Source organism: Microbispora rosea, assembly GCF_900156315.1.
In the GTDB taxonomy this organism is placed as follows: domain Bacteria; phylum Actinomycetota; class Actinomycetes; order Streptosporangiales; family Streptosporangiaceae; genus Microbispora; species Microbispora rosea.
On the sequence record NZ_FTNI01000030.1, the window covers coordinates 39053 to 58927 of the forward strand.

Here is a 19875-nt window from a genome sequence, read left to right on the forward strand (position 1 = left end):
CCGTGGGTCGGGCACGGCCGGCACGGGCCGGTCAGCCGTGCTCCTTCTTGTAGCGCTCGTACGCGCCGTTGACGAGGTTGACGTAGGACGTCATGTTCTTCGCCTCGAGTTCCTTGACGTAGGCGTCCCACTCGTCGAAGCTCCGCTTGCCGAGGATGAACTCGAGCGTGTTCTGGGTGGCGTGGTCCTTCAGCGGGGTCTGCCACAGCGCGGCCTGCTCGCGCTCCTCGTCGCTGAGCGGGCTCGGCGGCTTCGGCGGCAGGGCCTGCCTGGCGTTCATCGTCTTCTGCCATTCGATCTCCTCCTCGGAGAAGGTCGACTGGAGCAGTTCGGTGCTGCCGCCGTAGGCGAACACGCCGTTGGAGAAGCCGAAGTCCTTCTGCAGATGCTTGGGCGCGCCGGCGTTGAGGCCGACGAAGTCGACGTCCTTCGCCAGCTGATACTTGCCGGAGGCGTCCTTGGTGTAGGTGGTCCCCTCGACGCCCCACTTGGCGAACACCTGGCCCTCGTCGGAGTACCAGAGCCAGTCGATGAACTGCATCATCGCGACGAAGTTCTTGCTGTCGCGGGCCTTCTTGGAGATCATGATGCCGTTCTCCAGCCGGCTGTCGTTGGCATCGGCCTTGACCGGCCCCTGGGGCCCGATGGGCACCGGGATCTTGATGAGCTTCGCCTTCGGGTTGGCCTTCTCCAGCGGCGGGCGATACTCGTTCACCAGCGTCTGGGCGTTGCCGCTGATCACGAAGGACTTGCCGGACGCCAGCTTCTGGATCGCCTGGTCGTCCTGCTGCGTGAAGCTCTCCGGGTCGAGCAGCTTCTCCTCGACCAGCGTGTGGAGGAACTGCAGCATCTGCTTGTACTGGTCCATGGCGCCGGTGAAGGCGAACTTCTGCGCGTTGGGATCCCACGTGATGCCGGTCGTGAAGCCCCAGCCGCCGCGTGCGCCGCTGCCCAGGCCGAAGACCTGGTTCAGCATGGCGCCGCCCGGCGTGGGGATGCCCCATCGGTCGGAGTAGGGATAGGAGTCGGGATACTCCTTCTTCATCGCCTTGAGCATGTTGTGCACGTCGTCCCAGGTCTGCGGGATCTCCAGCCCGAGCTTGTCGAGGATGTCGCTGCGCACCACGAGCGTGTAGTCCGTCCAGTAGTCCTCGTGGAGGCCGGGGAGCAGGTAGAAACGGCCGTCCGCCTGCCGGAGCGTGTCAAGGTCGGGCTGCAGGTTCCACTTGGCGATCTTCTCCTTGAAGTTCGGCATCAGGTCGAGATAGTCGCTGACCGGCAGGACGCTGCCCGAGGCGACGAAGGGGGTCTCCTGGCCGGGGTAGGTCTTCGGAATGATCATCGGGGCGTCGCCCGCGCCGATCATCAGGCTGCGCTTGTTCTCGTAGTCGCTCAGCGGCACCACATTCGGCTGCAGCGTCACGTTGGTCCGCTTGGTCAGCTCAGACCAGAACAGCCAGTCGTTCTTGATCGGATAGAACGGGTGGTTGTTGTAGAGGATGCTGAACGTGAGCGGAGCGGCGGCCTTGAACGGCTTGCCGACGCCGTAGTCGGCCATCGCGCCGTCCCGGTTCGCCGCGAAGTCGTCACCGGTCTTCTTGGCGCCGGAGTCGCCGTCGGTGCTGCACGCGGCGAGCGCGAGGAAGGCTCCAACGGCGACCATCGCCTGACGCCGGTTGATCTCATGCATGAAAGGGGGGTCCTTTCCCTGGTGAAATGAGCTGGGGAAACGGGCTGAGCGAATGCGTAATGAGAGGTCCGGCGTGTTATCCCTTCACCGCGCCGAGCATGACGCCCTTGACGAAGTACCGCTGGACGAAGGGGTAGACCACCAGGATCGGGATGACCGTGAGCACCATCGTCACGGACTTGATGTTGGTGGCCACGGTCATGTCGGTGGCGTCGGCGCCGACGGACGTGCCCGTGGTGGCGCCGGCGATGAGGTTGCGCAGGTAGACGGTCACCGGGAACAGGTCGTTCTGGCTCATGTAGAGGAAGGCCGCGAACCACGAGTTCCAGAACGACACGGCGTAGAACAGCACCATCGTCGCGAGGACCGCCTTCGACAGCGGCAGCACGATCCGGAACAGGATGCCGTAGGTGTTCATGCCGTCGATCGCCGCGGCCTCCTCCAGCTCGACCGGAAGGCCTTCGAAGAACGCCTTCATCACCAGGAGGTTGAAGACGCTGATCGCGTTCGGCAGCACGATGGCCCAGATGCTGTCCTTCAGCCCGAGGCTGGAGATGAGGATGTAGTTGGGGATGAGCCCGCCCGTGAAGAACATCGTGAAGACCGCGATTCCGATGAGGAACGTCCGGCCCTTCAGGTGCTTCTTCGACAGCACGTACGCGTAGCACGTGGTCATGACCATCGCGATGGCCGTGGCGACGACCGTGTAGACCACCGTGTTGCGATAGTTGGTCCAGAACGTCGGGTCGGAGGCCACAAACTCGTACGTACGGAAGGTGAACCCGACGGGGACGAGGTTGACCTTGCCGGCGCGGATGGCGAACTCGTCGCTGAGCGACCGGGCGACGATGTTGACGAAGGGGTACAGGGTCACGACCACGACGGCGGTCAGGATGATCGTGTTGACGACCCGGAACACCCGGTAGCCCCGGGTCCTGTCGACGGTCACCACAGGCTCGTCCCCACCGTGCGCCGGGAGATCAGGTTCGCCGACATGACCAGGGCCAGCCCGATCACGGCCTCGAACAGGCCGATCGCCGCGGCGTAGCTGAAGCTGTTGGAGACGATGCCCATCCGGTAGAGGTACGTGGAGATCACGTCGGCGGTGGGATACGTCAGCGGGTTGTAGAGCAGCAGGATCTTCTCGAAGCCCACGGCCATGAACGTGCCGATGTTGAGGATCAGCAGGGTCATCGCGGTCGGCCGGATGCCGGGGAGGGTCACGTGCCAGATCTGCCGCCAGCGGCTCGCGCCGTCGATCCTGGCCGCCTCGTACAACTGCTCGTCGATGGTCGTGAGCGCGGCGAGGTAGATGATGGTCCCCCAGCCGACCGTCTGCCACATCTCAGAGGAGACGTAGATCGTCCGGAACCATCCCGCCTCCTGCAGGAATGCGACGGGCTCGTTGCCGGCCGCGCGCAGGAGCTGGTTGACCGGTCCGTCCACCGACAGCATCTCCATGACCAGCCCGGCCACGATCACCATCGACAGGAAGTGCGGCAGGTAGGACACCGACTGGACGAACCGCTTGATCTTCCGGCCGCGCAGCTCGTTGATCAGCAGGGCGAGCACGATCGGCGTCGGGAAGCAGAACAGCAGGGTCAGCGCGCCGATGACCACGGTGTTGGTGAACACCTGCCAGAACGACGGGTCGTTCAGGAACATCTTCACGTAGCGCAGGCCGACCCATTCCTCGCCGAGCACGCTGCCGCCGGGCTGGAACTTCCGGAAGGCGATGACGTTACCGATCATCGGCAGATACCGGAAGATCACGAAGAACAGCAGCGGAAGGATCGCCAGCGAGTAGAGCTGCCAATCACGGCGCAGCGCCTGGCGCCAGGTGCGGCGCGGCGGGCGCTGCGCCCGGGCGGGATCGGGCCTCGCCCGCCGGGGATCCCCGGTGTCCGGCGACGCGTCGATCGCCCTGGTGGTACTCATCCCGTGCCTCCGGTGCCATCGGAACGGATCCATGGCGGCGCGTGCGGCCGCCGATAGGGGCGGCTTCGCGCACTCCGTCCCGAAAAGTGGCACGGCAGCGCGAACCGAAAGTTTCGAAAGTTCTCGTTAATATTGCGGAAATATAGGACCCGGACATGGGTGCGTCAAGAGGGCAGTCAATCGTTGACATTCTCCCCCAACGCACCCCAATACCGCCAGGATCTCGGTGTATCTCTGCGCTTTCCGGTGGTAGAGTTTCGCGAAACTTTCGGAGAAACGACGAGCGGACAGATGACCAGCGCCTCCCCCGCCCGCGATCCACGCCCTGCCACGATCGCGTCCATCGCCGAAGAGCTCGGCGTCTCGGTGACCACGGTCTCCAAGGTCCTCAACGGACGGCCCGACGTCGCGCCCGACACACGGGAACGCGTCGAGGCCGGCCTCGCGCGGCACCAGTACCGCCGCCGTTCCAAGCGGCGCACGCTCAAGGGGCAGATCGACCTCGTCTTCCACGAGTTGAACTCCATGTGGTCGATGGAGATCATCCGCGGCGTCGACGCCGTCGCCGCCGCCGCGCGGATCGAGGTCGTCCTGTCCCAGCTGAACGGGGCGCACCTGCCACCGGATGAGTGGCTGGACGGCGTGCTCGACCATCGGCCACTCGGCGTGCTGTTCGTCATGTCCAGGCCGTCTCAGTCGCAGCAGCAGAAGCTGCGGCGGGCGCAGGTCCCGTTCGTCGTCGTCGACACCGACGGCGAGATCGCCGAGTCCGTGCCCGTGGTCGGCTCGAACAACTGGGACGGCGGCCTGCTCGCCACCCGTCATCTCCTGGAGCTGGGCCACCGCCGCATCGCGGTCGTCTCCGGCCCCAAGGACGTGATGTGCAGCAGGGCACGGGTCGCCGGCTTCCGGGTCGCCCACGACGAGGCGGGGCTCGCCGTCGACCCCGACCTCGTCAGGTACGGCAACTTCTACGTCGACGCCGGCTACGAGCACTCGATGGACCTGCTGTCGCGCCCGGACCGGCCGACCGCGATCTTCGCGGGGTCGGACCTGCAGGCGCTCGGCGTCCTGCGCGCGGCCCGGCGGCTCGGCCTCGACGTCCCCGGGGACCTGTCGGTGGTCGGCTACGACAACGTGCCCGTCGCCGGCTGGGTCGAGCCCGCTCTGACCACCGTTGGCCAGCCGCTGCGCGACATGGCGACGGTCGCGACCCAGATGCTGCTCGACCTGGCCCGCGGCGTGGAGCCTGCCACGAGCCGGATCGACCTCGCGAACGAGCTCGTGGTCCGCGAGAGTACCGCGCCGCCGGGGAGCCGGGCCGCGGTCACGCCCGCCGCGCCCGGCGCACGACCGCGGCTCCGAGGGGAGGCACGGTGACCTCCCCCGACGCCGGGAGGCCGGTGAGAAGGTCCGTGCCGTCGCCCTCCACGGGTACGGCGACGGACGCCTCCGCGTCGTGGTTGAGGAGGAAGAGGTATTCGTGCCGCTCGTCCTCGCGGACCGTGCACTCCAGGTGGGCGGGGAGGCCGTCGAAGCGGTTCTCCACGCCCGCCGTCCTCAGCTCGCCGATCAGCACCCGGTCGAAGGCGTCCTGTTCCAGGAGGGTGGCGAAGTAGACGACCCGGCCGGCGCCGAATTCGTTGGCGACGACCGCGGCGCGTCCCTTGAGCAGGCCGTCCGCGTAGGTCGCCAGCGCCGTCCCGGTTTCGAGGTGGATGTCCTCGCGCCACCAGTCCGCCGTCGCCGTGTGCCCGTCGGCGAAATCGACGGTGAACCGCTCGCCGGGCCGCGCCGGCCAGTATTCGTCGATCTTCGCGCCGATGAGGCGGCGGAACGCGCCCGGGTAACCGTCCGGGCGGACGCGGTTGCACGCGTCGACCACGCCTGAGAAGAAGGACATGACGACGGTCCCGCCGCTGCGGGCGAACTCGGTGACGGCGGCGGCGCCCTCGTCGTCGACGAGATACGCGTTGGGCACGACCAGCACCTTGTACGGCGACAGGTCGCTCCGGGTGGACACGACGTCGACCGCGTAATGGTGCTCCCACAGCGGCCGGTAGTGCCGCATGACGGTGTCGACGTAGCTGAAGTCGTTGCGGGGCAGGCCCCACAGCTCCTCCAGCCCCCACCAGTTGTTCCAGTCGAACAGGACCGCGACCTCGGCCCGCGTGGTCGTCCCCGCCACCGGCGCGAGCAGCCCGGCCTCGCGGCCGAGCGCGGCGACCTCGCGGAAGGTGCGCGACCCCGGGCCGGAGTGCGGCAGCATCGCCGAGTGGAAGCGTTCGTGCCCGCCGCGGCCGGCCCGCCACTGGAAGAACATGACGGAGTCGGCCCCGCGAGAGACCGCCTGGAGCGAGCCGAGCCGCATCCGGCCGGGCTCCTTGACCACGTTGAGCCTCCACTGGCTGACCGCGCTCGCCGCCTGCTCCATCAGCAGCCACGGCCGCCCGCCCTTGAGCGACCGGAACAGGTCGAACTGGAAGGCCGACGACACGTGCGCGTCCGGGTCGGCGGGGTCGGGGTAGATGTCCAGGGCCGCCGCGTCCTCCTCCGGGGCCCAGCGCCAGTAGTCGGCGTGCCGGTAGAAGCGCATGAAGTTGGTGACGATCGGGATGTCGTCGCGGAAGGAGCGGACGATGTCGCGCTCGGCGACGAAACACTCCAGCAGGGCGTCCGAGGTGAAGCGCTTGAAGTCCAGGATGCGGCTGGGGTTCATCCAGGTACGCGGCACGGCCGGCGCCTCGACCTGATCCCAGTCGGTGTAGACCTGCCCCCAGAAGCGGGTGGTCCATACCTCGTTGAGGGTCTCCAGGTCGCCGTACCTGCGCCGGAGCCAGCGGCGGAAACCGGCCGAGGCGGCCTCGTTGTAGGCGGTCGGGCCGTACTCGTTGCTGATGTGCCACATCGCCAGGGCGGGGTGGAAGGAGTAGCGCTCCGCCAGCCGCCTGGTGATGTTCGCCGCGTGCTCCCGGTAGATCGGGGACGAGGGGTCGTAGTGCAGGCGGTTGCCGAAGCCGAACCGCTCGCCGTCGGCCATGACGGGGAGGACCTCGGGGTGCCGGTGGGTCAGCCACGCGGGCGGCGCGGCGGTGGGGGTGGCCAGGTTGACCGCGATGCCGTTCTCGTGGAGCAGGTCCATGACCTCGTCGAGCCAGCCGAACTCGTATTCTCCGGGCTCCGGTTCGAGCGAGGCCCACGCGAAGACGCCGAGCGACACGAGGTTCACCCCCGCCTCGCGCATGAGCCGGACGTCCTCCCGCCACACGCCCGGGTCCCACTGCTCGGGGTTGTAGTCCCCGCCGTACGCCAGGCCGCCGACACGGTCTCTGAAGGCGCGCATGCGAGGGTCTGTCATCAGCAGGCTCCTGGTCTTTAGCGGTGAGCGCCGGTCTCGTCGCGCGGGCGGGTGCCCGAGCGCAGCGGGTAGAGAAGGAAGCAGCCGAAGGCCAGCGCCAGCACCACCAGGGGCACCGCGCCCATCATCAGCCGGACGCCGGTCACGACGGAGTCCGGCTGCACCGCGGCCCCGTTGTGGTAGCCCGATCGGGACAGCACGACCGTGATGATCACGGCCTGGAGGGACACCGCCCACCGGACGATGAACCCGTTCATGCCGAAGTACATCCCCTCACGACGGGTGCCCGTCCTGCGCTCGTCGTCGTCGATGACCTCGGCGAGCAGGATCTCCAGGAGCACGAGCATGCCCGCGATCCCGACGCCGATCGCGGCCCCGGTCACCGCCGCGAGCAGGAGGCTCCCGACGAGCAGGAACGGCACGAGCGCCCCGCCGTACACGACGATCGCGACGAGGACGGCGCGGCGCGGGCCGATCCGCGTGGTGACCCGGCTCCACACGTAGACCATCGGGATCGCGACGACGAACACCGCGCCCAGGACGACGGTGTTGGCGGAGTCGGCCTCGCCCAGGGCGTACTTGGTGAAGAACGGGATCCCCGCCTGCAGCAGGGCGAAGGTGAGCTGCAGCAGGAAGCTGCCCGTGACGTACGTGACGAAGGCGCGGTTGGCGAGCGTGTAGCGGAGCGCGGCGAGGAACCCGAAGCTCTCACGCTCCGCGTGCACCCGCTCGGTCGAGCCGCGCAGCGACAGCGCGAAGAAGGCCAGCGCCACGACGCCGAAGGACACGCCCATGGCGGCCCATCCGATGGCGCCGTACAGCAGGGGCGCCGCGGCGACGCCGACGATCATGCTGACGATGGCGAACATCTGCCGCCACGACGCGGCGCGGGCCCGTTCCGCGATGGTGGTGAACATCTCGGGGAACAGCGCCACGTAGTTCAGGACCACGACGACGAACAGCACGTCGTAGACGAGGACCACGACCAGGAAGTACCAGAACCTCGCGGTCGCGCCGTCCACGAGCGGGATCCAGATCATGGTGAAGGCCGCGGCCAGCGGCGCCATGCCGATCGCGATGTACGGCACCCGCCTGCCCCAGCGCGTGCGGGTCCGATCGGAGACGTGCCCCACGAGCGGGTTGAGCACCGCGTTGACGATGCCGTGGATCACCATGGCGACGCCGATGAGCGACGGGTCGACGCCCAGGTGGTCGACGTAGTAGAAGGTGGCGAAGGTCGCGAACGCCTGGCTGAGCAGGTTGACCGACAGGTTGCCCGATCCGTAGGCCAGCATCTGCCCGCGCCGCACCGGACCCTCCGAGCCGCGCGTCACCAAGCCCTCCGGGCCGCGCCGGACCGGGCCCTCTGGGCGGTGCGGAGATCCGACCAGCCGATGAGGCGGACGCCCTCCTCCGCGATGGCGCGGCGGACCTCCGGATCGGTGAACAGCCGCAGCTCCATGCCGCGTTTGGCGTGATGCGGCATGATCTGCCGGAGTTCGCCGTCGTCCTCGAACGGGTGGATGTAGATCTCGGTCACGCCGGGGCGCAGCGTCCGGATCAGCCCGATCATGTCGCTTCTGACGCTCTCGTACGTCTCCCCCTCGGCCAGTTCGAAGGGCAGCGTCCACAGCCGGTCGAGGATCACCACGCCCGCCGCGTCCGCGGCCTCGGCCCTCGCCTGCGCGAACGGCTCCAGCTCCTCCGGCAGGCCCATGCCGTCAAGGGTCCTGGGCAGCCGGAACGGCAGGCCGTGCTCCGCGCACGCCTTGAAGACGACGTCGAGGAAGTCACGGCCGGTCGCCAGGCCGTACAGGCTGCCCATGTGGTTGTCGGCGTGCGACGGGTCGAGGCCGAGAGCGACGGCCCTGCGGATCTGCGCGTCGATCTCCGCCCGGACCTCCTCGGGGTCGGCCCGCTCCTCGACCGTCCGGCTGTCGGCGGGGAAGTATCCGGCCTCGTCCACGAGCGAGGACACCGCGCGGTCGCGGGTCACCGGTCCCCACCGGTATCCCTCCCACTCGCTGGTGAACGTCAGGTGGACGCCCACGTCGTAACCGCCCGCGACAGCCGTACGGACCGCGTCGGGGGCCCACGGGCACGGCGTCATGACGGTCGCCGAGCTGATCGCGCGGGCGGCGAGCAGCGAGGTGATGCCCGCGTTGGCCGCCCGGCACATGCCGTAGTCGTCGGCGTTCACTATCAGCAGCCGGTCGTCCGGCCCGGCTCCGAGCCGTCGCGCGAGGTTCACGTGATGTCCCCTTTCCCTGCCCCGGCGAGGTCCGTGTCGTACGGTCCGCCGGTCGCGACGTCGTACGGTCCCCCGGCTGCCGTCTCGTGTGGCCGCCCGCCCACGGCGGCGGCGAAGGCGCGTTCCCGCGCACGATGGCGGGCGAGCCACGACGCGCCCCGCAGCACCGGATCCCCGGGAACGCCGCTCGCGACGATCCTGATCGGGAGCGGCGCGGCGTCCCTCGCCAGGTGGCGGCGGATGCGGCCCAGCAGCAGGTCGGCGCTGGCGCCGAACGCGCCGCCGAGCACGAACAGCTCCGGCTCGATCACGAGGGCGACCGACGCCGCGACGTGGGCGATCCTGCGGGCGGTCGCGTCGACCACGGCGAGTGCCCTCTCGTCACCGGCCCTGGCGCTGTCGAAGATCTCCCGCGTGGACGGGCTGCCCTCGATGCCGGCCCGCCTGGCCTGTTCGGCGATGCGGCGGGCGCCGAGCACCTCGGTGCCGAGCTCGGTCGCGGGGTGGGGCAGGAATGCGACCTCGCCCGCTCCCCCGGCGAAGCCCCGGTGGAGCCGGCCGCCCAGCACGATCCCGGCGCCGAGCCCGACCCCGACGCCGAGCAGGACGAAGTCGGCGACGCCGGCGCACGCGCCGAACCGCTGCTCGGCGACGGCGGCGAGGTTGACGTCGTTCTCCAGCAGCAGGGGCACGGGCAGGTCGCGCTCGATCGCCTCGGCCAGGCCGCGGCCCCCCTGCGGCAGCCCGTAGGCCCGCCTCACGGTGCGGCCGTCGCGCGCCACGACCGCCGGGACGCCGACGACGGCCTGACCGACGGCGCCCGGTTCGGTCCCGGCGCGTCCGGCGCACTCGGCGGCGAGTGCGGCCACCGCCGCCGCCGTGTCGGCCACCCTGCGGCGCGGCGCCCGGGTCTCCGCCTGGGCGAGCGTCTCCCCCACCGCGTCGACGAGTACGGCGCGGATGCGCAGGTGGCCGATGTCGACGCCGAGCGCGAGCGCGCAGCGGGGGGCGATCCGGTAGAGGGTCGCGGCGGGCCCGCGACGAGTGGTGTCGGCGCCCGCCTCCTCCACGGCCCCGCGTGCGACGAGCTCGCGCAGCGCCTGGGCGACGGTGGTCTTGGACAGGCCGGTGGCCCTGGTGATCTCCGGCCGGCCGAGCGGCCCCTCACGGTCGATGACGTCGAGCACCGCGCGGGCGTTGATCGACCAGAGCAGGCCCTGCGGCCCGGCCAGGTAGTTCGCGCTCACGCTCACCTCGCGTCCCGGCCCGAGTAGGTCGGAAACTTTCCTACTCGGAGTGAGCCGTTTCTATCCGATCGGCGGCCCCGCGACAAGACCGCTACGGTTCATAAAAGGCAGAGAGGGGATCATCGTGAGCAATGCCGCAACGGGCGACGTTCCATTCGGGGCACGGGTACGCGGCTGCCTGCTCGGCGGGGCCGTCGGCGACGCCCTCGGCGCACCCGTGGAGTTCGACTCGATCGCCGCCATCCGCCGCAACCACGGCGAGGCGGGCCTGACCGACCTCGCGCCCGACTGGCGCGGCGAGACCGGCCTGGTCACCGACGACACGCAGATGACGCTGTTCACCGTCGAAGGGCTGATCCGCGCCGACGTGCGCGTCAGGGAGAGGGGCATCGGCGGGGGTGAGGTGCAGGTGGTGCGCCACGCCTACCTGCGCTGGCTCGACACCCAGGAGCACCGCGTGCCGCCGCCCGCCGACGGCCTCGTCCGCACCGGCCGGCTCCGCGAGCAGACCTGGCTCTACTCCCGCCGCGCCCCCGGCAACGCCTGCGTGTCCGGGCTGCGCGCCGACCTCGGTTCGCTCGCCGCCTCCGGCACGCCCGGGCCGGTCAACCCCGGCTCGAAGGGCTGCGGCACCGTCATGCGCTCCGCACCGTTCGGGCTGGCCGTCCGCGACCCGCAGGCCGCCTTCACGCTCGCGGCCGGCTGCGCCCAGATCACGCACGGGCATCCCACCGGTTATCTGGCGGCCGGCGCCTTCGCCGCGCTGATCTGCCTCCTGGCCCAGGGCGCGCCGCTCCCGGCGGCCGTACGGGACACTCTCGGCCTGCTCGCCGAGCGGCCCGCGCACGAGGAGACCACCGCCGCGATCGAGGCGGCGGTCGCCCTGGCCGGAACGGCGGAGCCGACGCCCGAGACGGTGGAGACGCTCGGCGGCGGGTGGGTGGCCGAGGAGGCCCTCGCCATCGCGGTCTACTGCGCGCTGGCGAGCGGCGACGACATCGAGCGGGCCCTGCTGCTGGCGGTCAACCACTCCGGCGACAGCGACTCCACCGGCTCCCTCTGCGGCAACCTCCTCGGCACGGTGCACGGCGACGCGGCTCTTCCCGGGCGCTGGGTGTCCCGGCTGGAGGGCAGGGACACCCTCATCGAACTCGCCGACGACTTCACCACCCAGTTCACCGGCGGCCGTCTCGACCGCGACAAGTACCCCGGCTGCTGACCCCGCCCCGATCCGGCCCGAACGGCATGAGACACACGCATCACCGGATCATGCCGCATGGAACGGTGTAATCTTCCCGGCGTACCGGTGATGCGGCCCGACGGGCTTCCGTTCTTACGCCTGAGAACGGACATGCCCCCATACCGCACGAGTCTTTCGTGCTGCCTGGGGGTTGGTCCGTGGCCGTTGTCCGGCATTCCGCGGAAGGTCTGCTTCAGCTCGCGTCGGTGCCGGAGAGGGTGCTCAGCGAGGTGATCGCCGAGCAGCTTCGCATCACTCAGGGCGTCAATCCCGGCAGGAGCGAGCGGAGGTCATGGGACCGCAGCCTGCCCGTTCTCGCCCGTGACCTCGTCGAGGCCGGGCTCGGCGGCGTCGAGATGCTGCTGGAATACCAGTTACCGCTCACCAGCAAGCGGGCCGACGTGATCCTCGCCGGCGTCGACCGGCACAGCGGCGACGACACGTACGTCGTCGTGGAGCTCAAGCAGTGGAGCCACGCCGAGCTGTACGAGGACGACGCCGACCTCGTTCTCGTCCCCGGCATGGGCAGCCATCCCAAACTCCACCCGGTCCTGCAGGTGCACGGCTACTGCGACTACCTCGCCGACTTCGTCGGCGCCCTGGAGCACCGCCGTCATGCCGTACGCGGCGTCGCGTACCTGCACAACGCGAACGACCTCGACATCCACGACCTCTACGACCGCGTGGAGGACGAGCGGACCCGCCTGTTCAGCCAGAGCCGTCGTGGGCAGTTCGTCGACTACCTCCGGACGCAGTTCGCGCCCGAACCCGGTGCGCGCGCCGCCGACAGGCTGCTGGCGTCGGCGATCCGGCCCTCCAAGCAACTGCTGAAGGTGGCCGCGGCCGAGATCAAGCATCGGGACCGTTTCGTCCTGCTGGACCAGCAGCGCCTGGCGTACGGAATCGTGCTGCACGCGGTGGAGAAGGCACGGGCAGCCGACTCCAAGGAAGTCGTCATCGTCACCGGCGGTCCCGGGTCGGGCAAGAGCGTCATCGCCCTGTCGCTCCTCGGCGAACTCGCCGAGCGCGGCTATCCCGCACACCACGCCACCGGGTCGCGATCCTTCACCGAGACCATGCGCCGCCACGTGGCCAGGGGATCCACGCGCACGAAGGCGATGTTCAAGTACTTCAACAACTTCATGACCGCCAAGCCCAACGACCTCGACGTACTGATCTGCGACGAGGCCCACCGGATCCGCGAGACGTCGGCCAACCGCTTCACCAAGGCCGTCGAACGAACGGGGCGGTCCCAGCTCGACGAGCTGATGAGCGCCGCCCGCGTTCCCGTCTTCCTCCTCGACGAACACCAGGTGGTGCGGCCGGGCGAGACCGGGACCGTCGCCGACATCAGGGCGCACGCACAGGCCCGCGGCCTGACCGTGCAGCAGGTGGATCTCGACGCCCAGTTCCGCTGCGGCGGCAGCCGGGCGTACGAGGAGTGGGTGCTGCGGCTGCTCGGCCTGAACGGTGAGGATCCCGCGCCGTGGACCGGCGACCCCCACTTCGAGGTCACCCTCGCCGACTCTCCGTACGAGCTGGAAGGACTGCTGCGGGGGAGGCTGAACGACGGTTACTCGGCCCGGATGACGGCCGGTTACTGCTGGCGGTGGAGCGACCCCGACGGCGACCGCCTCGTCTCCGACGTGCGGATCGACGGCTGGTCCAAGCCGTGGAACGTCAAAGGCGACCGCGCCGTCGGCGACGCCCCTCCCAGCGCGCTGTGGGCCACCATGCCGGGCGGCTTCGAACAGGTCGGCTGCGTGTACACCGCCCAGGGCTTCGAGTACGACTGGAACGGCGTCGTGCTCGGCCCTGACCTCGTCTACCGGGACGGCCGTCTGGTCACCGTGCGCGGCGCCAGCAAGGACCCGGCTCTGACGAAGAAGTCCGTGACGGACGAGCAGGCCGACCGGCTCATCCGCAACACCTACAAGGTGCTGCTCACCCGCGGCATGATCGGCACGGCTGTCCACTCCGTCGACGCCCGGACGCAGGACTTCCTCGCCACCCTGCTTGACCGATGAGGCGTCCCGGCGCACGGGTTCCGCCCGCGGGGCGCTGAACGCAATCATGGGACGCGTGATCGAGGAGCGACGTCTTCCCGGCGGGAACACGAATGGGGCGGTCCGGGTCGGCGACACGGTCCGGCGTGTCCCCGGGCCCTGGACGCCTGCCGTGCACGCGCTGCTCCGGCATCTGGAGGAGGCCGGTTTCGACGGGGCCCCGCGGGCCCGAGGCTTCGACGACCGGGGCCGGGAGGTCCTCTCGTATCTTGCGGGAGAGGTGGTCGGAACCGCGCGGCCGTGGCCCGCCTGGGTGCATGGTGACGACGCGCTCCGTCAGGTGGCCGGCTGGCTGCGTGACTTCCACGCCGCGGTGGCGGACTTCGTCCCCCCGCCTGACGCGGTCTGGCGCGAGGGAGGGACCTGGCGGCCCGGCCTGGTCGTCGGCCACAACGACGCGGCGCCGTACAACGCGGCGTGGGCCGACGGGCGTCTCATCGGCTTCTTCGACTGGGACTTCGCCGGTCCGGTCACCCCGGAGTGGGACCTCGCCTTCACCGCCTTCTCCTGGGTGCCGCTCCACGCCCGCCATGTCGTGGCGGCGGACGGGTTCACCGCGTTCGCCGAGCGGCCCCGGAGGCTGCGGCTGTTCCTCGACGCCTACGGCTGGGACGGCCCGGCCGAGCGGTTCCTCGGGGTCGTCCGCCAGCGGGTCAATGCCTCCGCCGACGGCATCCGGCGTCTCGCGGCGGCCGGCGACCCGGCGTACCGGAAGTTGGTCGACCGCGGCGTCGACAGGTCATTGGACACCGCGGTCGAGGAACTGGCCGGCTTCGCCGCCGAGTGAGACAGACGCCTGCGAATCGACTGGTCAGGGACGGGGCCAGGGCCGTCCGGCGAGGCGTTCGATGTCGGTGTTGAAGCGTCTCAGGTAGGCGAGGAAAGCCACGACGTCCTCGGCGGTCCAGTCGGCGAGCACCTTCTCCAGGCCGAGGATGTTCTTCTCGCGCTGCTCGCCGAGCCACCGCTCGCCTTTCCCGGTCAGGCGGAACTTGCGGGCGATGCCGCCGTCGGGGTCGGGGATGCGTTCCACCAGTCCGGCGCCGAGCAGGGCCGAGGTGTGCCGGTTGAGGGTGGACACGTCCAGCCCGAAGGCGTCGCTGAGCTGGCCGATCGACATAGGGCCGGTGATGTGGATGCGGCTGAGCAGCAGGTAGGCGCTGCGATCGACGTGCCGGTGCCGCCCGAGGAGCATGGTCTCGAACTCGATGAGATGCGTGGGCTTGTCCATGCCGGTTTCCTTCTCGTACAGATATGTGCACCCTACACGAATTGTGCATGTAACACATGGTGTGTATGGTGCACATCGTTTTTGATTATCGACCCGAGGGAGAACCCCCGTGGGAGGCTCCACGTCCGCCGCTCGCCCCGGCGGCATCGTCAGCGTGATGGCGGTGGCCGGCATCGTCGCCTCGCTGATGCAGACCCTGGTGGTGCCGCTGATCGGCGAGCTGCCGAATCTGCTGCGCACCACCGCGTCGAACGCCTCATGGGTGATCACCGTCACCCTGCTCGCGGGAGCGGTCACGACCCCGGTCACCGGCCGGCTCGGCGACCTGTACGGCAAGCGCCGCATGATGCTGGTCTGCTCGGTGCCGTTGATCGCGGGGTGTGTCGTCTGTGCGTTGGCGGGCTCCCTCATCCCGATGATCGTCGGTAGGGGTCTGCAGGGCATGGGCATGGGCTTGATCCCGCTGGGCATCAGCGCCCTGCGCGACCTGCTGCCGCCCGAGCGGCTCGGTCCCTCCATCGCGCTGCTGAGCTCGTCGATGGGGATCGGCGGCGCGCTCGGCCTGCCGATCGCGGCGGCGGTCGCCGAGTACGCGAGCTGGCGGATGCTGTTCTGGGGCTCCGCGGGGCTGAGCGTGCTGGTCGCGGTGCTGATCTGGCTCCTGGTGCCGGCCACGCCCGCGCGGGCTTCCGGCCGGATCGACGTCGCCGGCGTGCTCGGTCTGAGCACGGGGCTGGTGTGCCTGCTGCTGGGCGTCTCCAAGGGCGCCGACTGGGGCTGGACGAGCGGCACCACACTTGGCCTGCTCGCCGCCGCGCTGGTCGTGCTCCTGCTGTGGGGCTGGTGGGAGCTGCGTGTCAGTGACCCGCTGGTCGATCTGCGCGTCACCGCGCGGCGGCAGGTGCTGCTGACCAACCTGGCATCGATCGTGGTCGGCATCTCGATGTACGCCCAGGCGCTGATCGTCATGCAGATCCTGCAGCTCCCCGCCGCCACCGGTTACGGCCTGGGCCAGTCGATGCTGGCGGCCGGCCTGTGGATGGCCCCTTCCGGACTGGTGATGATGGCCGTCTCGCCGCTGGGCGCCCGCCTGTCGGCCGCCCGCGGCCCCAAGGTCACGCTGATCGCCGGCAGCCTGGTCATGGCGCTCGGGTACGGCTCGTCGACGGCCCTGCTGGGCTCCACCTGGGGGCTGCTGGTCGTCACCTGCGTGTGCAGCATGGGCGTCGGCCTGGCCTACGGGGCGATGCCCGCGCTGATCATGGGCGCGGTCCCCCGTTCCGAGACCGCCGCCGCCAACAGCTTCAACACGCTGATGCGCTCCATCGGCACCACGGTCTCGGCCGCGGTCATCGGCGTCGTCCTGTCACAGATGACCATCCGGCTGGGCGGGCACGTCCTGCCGTCGGAGGGCGGTTTCCGCGCCGGGATGCTGATCGGCTGCGCCGCCGCCCTCGTCGCCGCCGCCGTGACCACGGCGCTCCCCGCACGACCGGCGGGCCGTACGTCCGGACACGACGTCCCCGCCGAGCCCGTCACCGCCGCGAAGCCCTGACCCGTCACTGATCGGCCGCGCCGGGCGTATCGCCGAAACGGCGCGTGGCCACGAGCGCGGCCAGGTCCGGCGCGAGCCGGATCTCCGCCGCGTCCAGCCCCGGGTGGCCGAGCCAGTGCATCCGGGCCTGGTCGACGGCGCCGTCGAACCGCGGCGGCCAGTGCCGGGCCGGGGTCAGGTCGTCGATGACCAGCGTCCCTCCCGGCTTCAGCAGCCGGTGCGGATCGGCCGGCTGCTCACCGCTCTTGCCCTGGCCGCCGCCGTCGAGCACGAGCAGGTCGTACGGCCCGTCCCGATGGATCTCCCGCCAGTCGCCGCGGATCACCGAGACCTGCGGGTGATCGACGAAGACCCGGGCGGCCAGGGACGCTCGGCGTGCGTCGCGTTCGACGCTGACCAGCCGTGCCCCGGGCCGGGCGCCCGAGGCCAGCCACGCCAGGCCCACCCCGCATCCGGTGCCGGTTTCCCCGATCGTCTCGGCGCCGCCCGCCAAGGCGTACAGCAGGCGCCCCTGTTCCGGCCGGCAGGAGGGCGCGAAGCCCGCCTGCCGGGCCGCCAGGACCGCACGCATGACCAGCGGAGGCAACCCCGTGAGGCCGGCGTATGCCGCCGTGCCGTCGATCGACATCGCCCCAGGCTAGGCCGACCGTGGACGCCCCGGCCAGGCCCCGGCGGCATCGACTATGCTCGTTGTGTTCGCAAAATGAACCGGCGTTCGCATAGCGAACAAGAAGGGAACGTCATGGGTTCGGCCTTCGTCTACGCCGCGGCGCGCACGCCGTTCGGCAGGTTCAACGGCGCGCTCGCGGACGTCCGCCCGGACGACCTGGCGGCCACGGCGTTGCGCGGCGTCCTGGCAAAGCTTCCCCGGCTGGATCCGGCGGAGATCGGCGACGTGGTGTGGGGCAACGCCAACGGCGCGGGTGAGGACAACCGCAACGTGGGCCGGATGGCCGTGCTGCTGGCCGGGCTTCCGGTGACCGTACCGGCCACCACGGTGAACCGGCTGTGCGGGTCGAGCCTGGACGCCGCCATGATCGGCTCACGGACCGTCGAGAGCGGTGACGCCGACGTCGTCGTCATCGGTGGCGTGGAGTCGATGACCCGGGCGCCGTGGGTGCTCCCCAAGCCCTCCCGGGCCTACCCCGCCGGGGACGTGACCGCGGTCTCCACCACGCTCGGCTGGCGGCTGGTGAACCCGCGCATGCCGAAGGAGTGGACGGTCTCCCTCGGCGAGGCCAACGAGCAGCTCGGCGAGAGGTTCGGCGTCTCGCGCGAACGGCAGGACGCCTTCGCCGCGCGATCCCACGTGCTGGCCGACGCGGCCTGGAACGACGGCTTCTACGACGACCTGGTCGTCCCGGTCGAGGGCGCCGGCCTGACGCGTGATGAGGGGATCAGGCCCGGCACGACGCCGGAGATCCTCGCCGGGCTGAAGCCGGCCTTCCGCCCCGACGGCGCCATCACCGCCGGCAACGCCTCCCCGCTGAACGACGGCGCATCCGCGGTCGTGCTCGGCTCGCAGGCCGCCGCGGACCGGATCGGCGCCGGCCCGATCGCCCGCGTCGCCGGTCGCGGGGCCTGCGCGCTCGAACCCCAGATGTTCGGGTACGCGCCGGTCGAGGCCGCCAACCAGGCTCTGCGCCGGGCCGGCATCGGCTGGGACGACGTCGGCGCCGTCGAGCTGAACGAGGCGTTCGCCGTGCAGTCGCTCGTGTGCCTCGACGCCTGGAAGGTCGATCCCTCGATCGTCAACACCAGGGGCGGCGCCATCGCCATCGGTCATCCCCTCGGCGCCTCCGGCGGCCGCGTCCTCGGCACGCTCGCCCACGTGCTGCGCGAACGGCGCGAGCGGTGGGGCGTGGCCGCGATCTGCATCGGCGTCGGCCAGGGCCTGGCCGTCGTGCTCGAGAACGTGAGCGCGTCATGACCGCCGTGCTCACCGACCCCGAAGAGGCGGTCGCGGGCATCGCGGACGGCTCCACCGTCCTGATCGGCGGCTTCGGGATGGCCGGGATGCCCGTCCAGCTCATCGACGCGCTGATCCGGCAGGGCGCGACGGACCTGACCGTGGTCAGCAACAACGCGGGCAACGGCGACACCGGCCTCGCGGCGCTGCTCGCCGCCGGGCGGGTACGCAAGATGATCTGCTCGTTCCCGCGCCAGAGCGACTCGTGGGTCTTCGACGGCCTCTACCGCGCCGGGAAGATCGAGCTGGAGGTCGTCCCGCAGGGCACCCTCGCCGAGCGCATGCGCGCGGCCGGGGCCGGCATCGGCGCCTTCTACTGCCCCACCGGGGTCGGCACGCCGCTGGCCGAGGGCAAGGAGACGCGCACCATCGACGGCCGCGACTACGTGCTGGAGTATCCGATCAAGGGCGACGTCGCCCTCGTCGGCGCCCACGCCGGCGACCGGATGGGCAACCTCGTCTACCGCAAGACCGCGCGCAACTTCGGGCCCGTCATGGCGACCGCCGCGACGCTGACGATCGCGCAGGTGCACCACGTCGTCGAGACCGGCGAGCTGGACCCCGAGGCCGTGGTCACCCCCTGCATCTACGTCGACCGGATCCTGGACCTGAGCGCGACGGAGGCGACGCCGTGAAAACCACCGTGAAAACCACCGTGAAGACCGTCGAACACCTCGGCCGCGGCCCGCTCGGCCGCGACGAACTCGCCGCCCTCGTCGCGCGGGACATCCCGCCCGGGTCCTTCGTGAACCTCGGCATCGGCCAGCCGACGACGGTCGCCGACCACCTCCCGGCCGGCTCCGGGGTCGTATTGCACACCGAGAACGGCATGCTCGGCATGGGGCCCGCCGCCCGCGGCGACGACATCGACCCCGATCTGACCAACGCCGGCAAGGTGCCCGTCACCGAGCTGCCGGGCGCCTCCTACTTCCACCACGCCGACTCCTTCGCGATGATGCGCGGCGGTCACCTCGACGTGTGCGTGCTCGGCGCCTTCCAGGTCTCCGAACGCGGCGACCTGGCCAACTGGCACACCGGCGCCCCCGACGCCATCCCCGCCGTCGGCGGCGCGATGGATCTGGCGACCGGCGCCAAGCAGGTGTTCGTCATGATGACGCTGTTCACCAAGGAGGGCACGCCCAAGCTCGTCCCCGAGTGCACCTATCCGCTCACCGGGCTGGCCTGCGTGAGCCGCGTCTACACCGACCTCGGCGTCTTCCACATCGGCCCCCACGGCGTCACCGTGGTCGAGACGTACGGCACCAGCGTGGCCGATCTCGCCTCCCGGCTGGAGGTGGCCGTACGCCCCCTGGGCCAGGAGGAATGACCG

The 19875-nt window shown here is 70.4% G+C and carries 17 protein-coding genes; 8 read left to right on the forward strand and 9 right to left on the reverse strand.

Features of this window, described 5'->3' with window-relative positions:
• Positions 1 to 31: 31 nt before the first annotated feature.
• From BXA11_RS32665 to BXA11_RS32675, 3 genes are all read right to left on the reverse strand, one after another.
• A complete protein-coding gene (locus BXA11_RS32665; RefSeq protein WP_076440766.1) occupies positions 32 to 1690 on the reverse strand; it encodes an ABC transporter substrate-binding protein in 1659 nt (552 codons plus the stop codon).
• Between the two features lie 76 nt (positions 1691 to 1766).
• On the reverse strand, positions 1767 to 2639 hold the full coding sequence (locus tag BXA11_RS32670) for a carbohydrate ABC transporter permease (RefSeq protein WP_208865588.1): 873 nt from the start codon (positions 2637 to 2639) through the stop codon (positions 1767 to 1769).
• Positions 2636 to 3628, reverse strand: coding sequence for an ABC transporter permease (locus BXA11_RS32675; RefSeq protein ID WP_076440770.1), 993 nt, complete (start codon positions 3626 to 3628; stop codon positions 2636 to 2638). Before BXA11_RS32675 ends, BXA11_RS32670 begins: the two co-directional genes overlap by 4 nt.
• A 291-nt stretch (positions 3629 to 3919) precedes the next feature.
• Here BXA11_RS32675 and BXA11_RS32680 point away from each other — a divergent pair, with 291 nt between their 5' ends.
• Positions 3920 to 5008, forward strand: coding sequence for a LacI family DNA-binding transcriptional regulator (locus tag BXA11_RS32680; RefSeq protein ID WP_076440773.1), 1089 nt, complete (start codon positions 3920 to 3922; stop codon positions 5006 to 5008).
• Here the strand turns inward: BXA11_RS32680 and BXA11_RS32685 are convergent.
• Genes BXA11_RS32685 through BXA11_RS32700 form a run of 4 tightly spaced genes read right to left on the reverse strand, consistent with a single transcriptional unit; the run spans position 4956 to position 10484 of the window.
• Complete coding sequence (locus BXA11_RS32685) at positions 4956 to 6986, reverse strand: beta-galactosidase (RefSeq protein WP_076440775.1); 2031 nt, start codon at positions 6984 to 6986, stop codon at positions 4956 to 4958. The two genes, BXA11_RS32680 and BXA11_RS32685, sit on opposite strands and share 53 nt — an antisense overlap.
• Positions 6987 to 7003: 17 nt before the next feature.
• Complete coding sequence (locus tag BXA11_RS32690) at positions 7004 to 8320, reverse strand: MFS transporter (RefSeq protein ID WP_204053807.1); 1317 nt, start codon at positions 8318 to 8320, stop codon at positions 7004 to 7006.
• The gene (locus tag BXA11_RS32695) at positions 8317 to 9237 is read right to left on the reverse strand and encodes a polysaccharide deacetylase family protein (RefSeq protein WP_076440777.1); all 921 of its coding nucleotides are present in this window, start codon (positions 9235 to 9237) and stop codon (positions 8317 to 8319) included. Before BXA11_RS32695 ends, BXA11_RS32690 begins: the two co-directional genes overlap by 4 nt.
• Positions 9234 to 10484, reverse strand: a complete 1251-nt coding sequence (locus BXA11_RS32700; protein WP_159454880.1) for an ROK family transcriptional regulator — start codon at positions 10482 to 10484, stop codon at positions 9234 to 9236. Before BXA11_RS32700 ends, BXA11_RS32695 begins: the two co-directional genes overlap by 4 nt.
• 124 nt (positions 10485 to 10608) lie before the next feature.
• Here BXA11_RS32700 and BXA11_RS32705 point away from each other — a divergent pair, with 124 nt between their 5' ends.
• The 3 genes from BXA11_RS32705 to BXA11_RS32715 all read left to right on the forward strand — a co-directional run bounded on the left by BXA11_RS32705 (position 10609) and on the right by BXA11_RS32715 (position 14577).
• Positions 10609 to 11703 carry an ADP-ribosylglycohydrolase family protein gene (locus BXA11_RS32705; protein WP_083744750.1) on the forward strand — a complete coding sequence of 365 codons (1095 nt, stop codon included), beginning with the start codon at positions 10609 to 10611 and terminating at the stop codon, positions 11701 to 11703.
• 227 nt (positions 11704 to 11930) lie between these two features.
• Entirely contained in the window at positions 11931 to 13751 is a 1821-nt protein-coding gene (locus BXA11_RS32710) for a DUF2075 domain-containing protein (protein ID WP_239105110.1), read from the forward strand.
• A gap of 55 nt (positions 13752 to 13806) precedes the next feature.
• The gene (locus BXA11_RS32715; protein WP_204053808.1) at positions 13807 to 14577 is read left to right on the forward strand and encodes a phosphotransferase; all 771 of its coding nucleotides are present in this window, start codon (positions 13807 to 13809) and stop codon (positions 14575 to 14577) included.
• Positions 14578 to 14601: 24 nt separating this feature from the next.
• On the opposite strand, the gene BXA11_RS32720 is transcribed toward BXA11_RS32715, so the two are convergent.
• The gene (locus tag BXA11_RS32720) at positions 14602 to 15021 is read right to left on the reverse strand and encodes a MarR family winged helix-turn-helix transcriptional regulator (protein ID WP_076440783.1); all 420 of its coding nucleotides are present in this window, start codon (positions 15019 to 15021) and stop codon (positions 14602 to 14604) included.
• Between the two features lie 109 nt (positions 15022 to 15130).
• Here BXA11_RS32720 and BXA11_RS32725 point away from each other — a divergent pair, with 109 nt between their 5' ends.
• Entirely contained in the window at positions 15131 to 16576 is a 1446-nt protein-coding gene (locus tag BXA11_RS32725; protein WP_030510214.1) for an MFS transporter, read from the forward strand.
• Positions 16577 to 16580: 4 nt separating this feature from the next.
• On the opposite strand, the gene BXA11_RS32730 is transcribed toward BXA11_RS32725, so the two are convergent.
• The gene (locus tag BXA11_RS32730) at positions 16581 to 17204 is read right to left on the reverse strand and encodes an O-methyltransferase (RefSeq protein ID WP_076440785.1); all 624 of its coding nucleotides are present in this window, start codon (positions 17202 to 17204) and stop codon (positions 16581 to 16583) included.
• 114 nt (positions 17205 to 17318) lie between these two features.
• On the opposite strand from BXA11_RS32730, the gene BXA11_RS32735 reads away from it, so the two are divergent.
• Genes BXA11_RS32735 through BXA11_RS32745 form a run of 3 tightly spaced genes read left to right on the forward strand, consistent with a single transcriptional unit; the run spans position 17319 to position 19872 of the window.
• Positions 17319 to 18506, forward strand: coding sequence for a thiolase family protein (locus BXA11_RS32735; RefSeq protein ID WP_076440787.1), 1188 nt, complete (start codon positions 17319 to 17321; stop codon positions 18504 to 18506).
• Positions 18503 to 19180 carry a 3-oxoacid CoA-transferase subunit A gene (locus BXA11_RS32740; RefSeq protein WP_076440789.1) on the forward strand — a complete coding sequence of 226 codons (678 nt, stop codon included), beginning with the start codon at positions 18503 to 18505 and terminating at the stop codon, positions 19178 to 19180. Before BXA11_RS32735 ends, BXA11_RS32740 begins: the two co-directional genes overlap by 4 nt.
• On the forward strand, positions 19177 to 19872 hold the full coding sequence (locus BXA11_RS32745) for a 3-oxoacid CoA-transferase subunit B (protein WP_076440791.1): 696 nt from the start codon (positions 19177 to 19179) through the stop codon (positions 19870 to 19872). Before BXA11_RS32740 ends, BXA11_RS32745 begins: the two co-directional genes overlap by 4 nt.
• Positions 19873 to 19875: the final 3 nt, after the last annotated feature.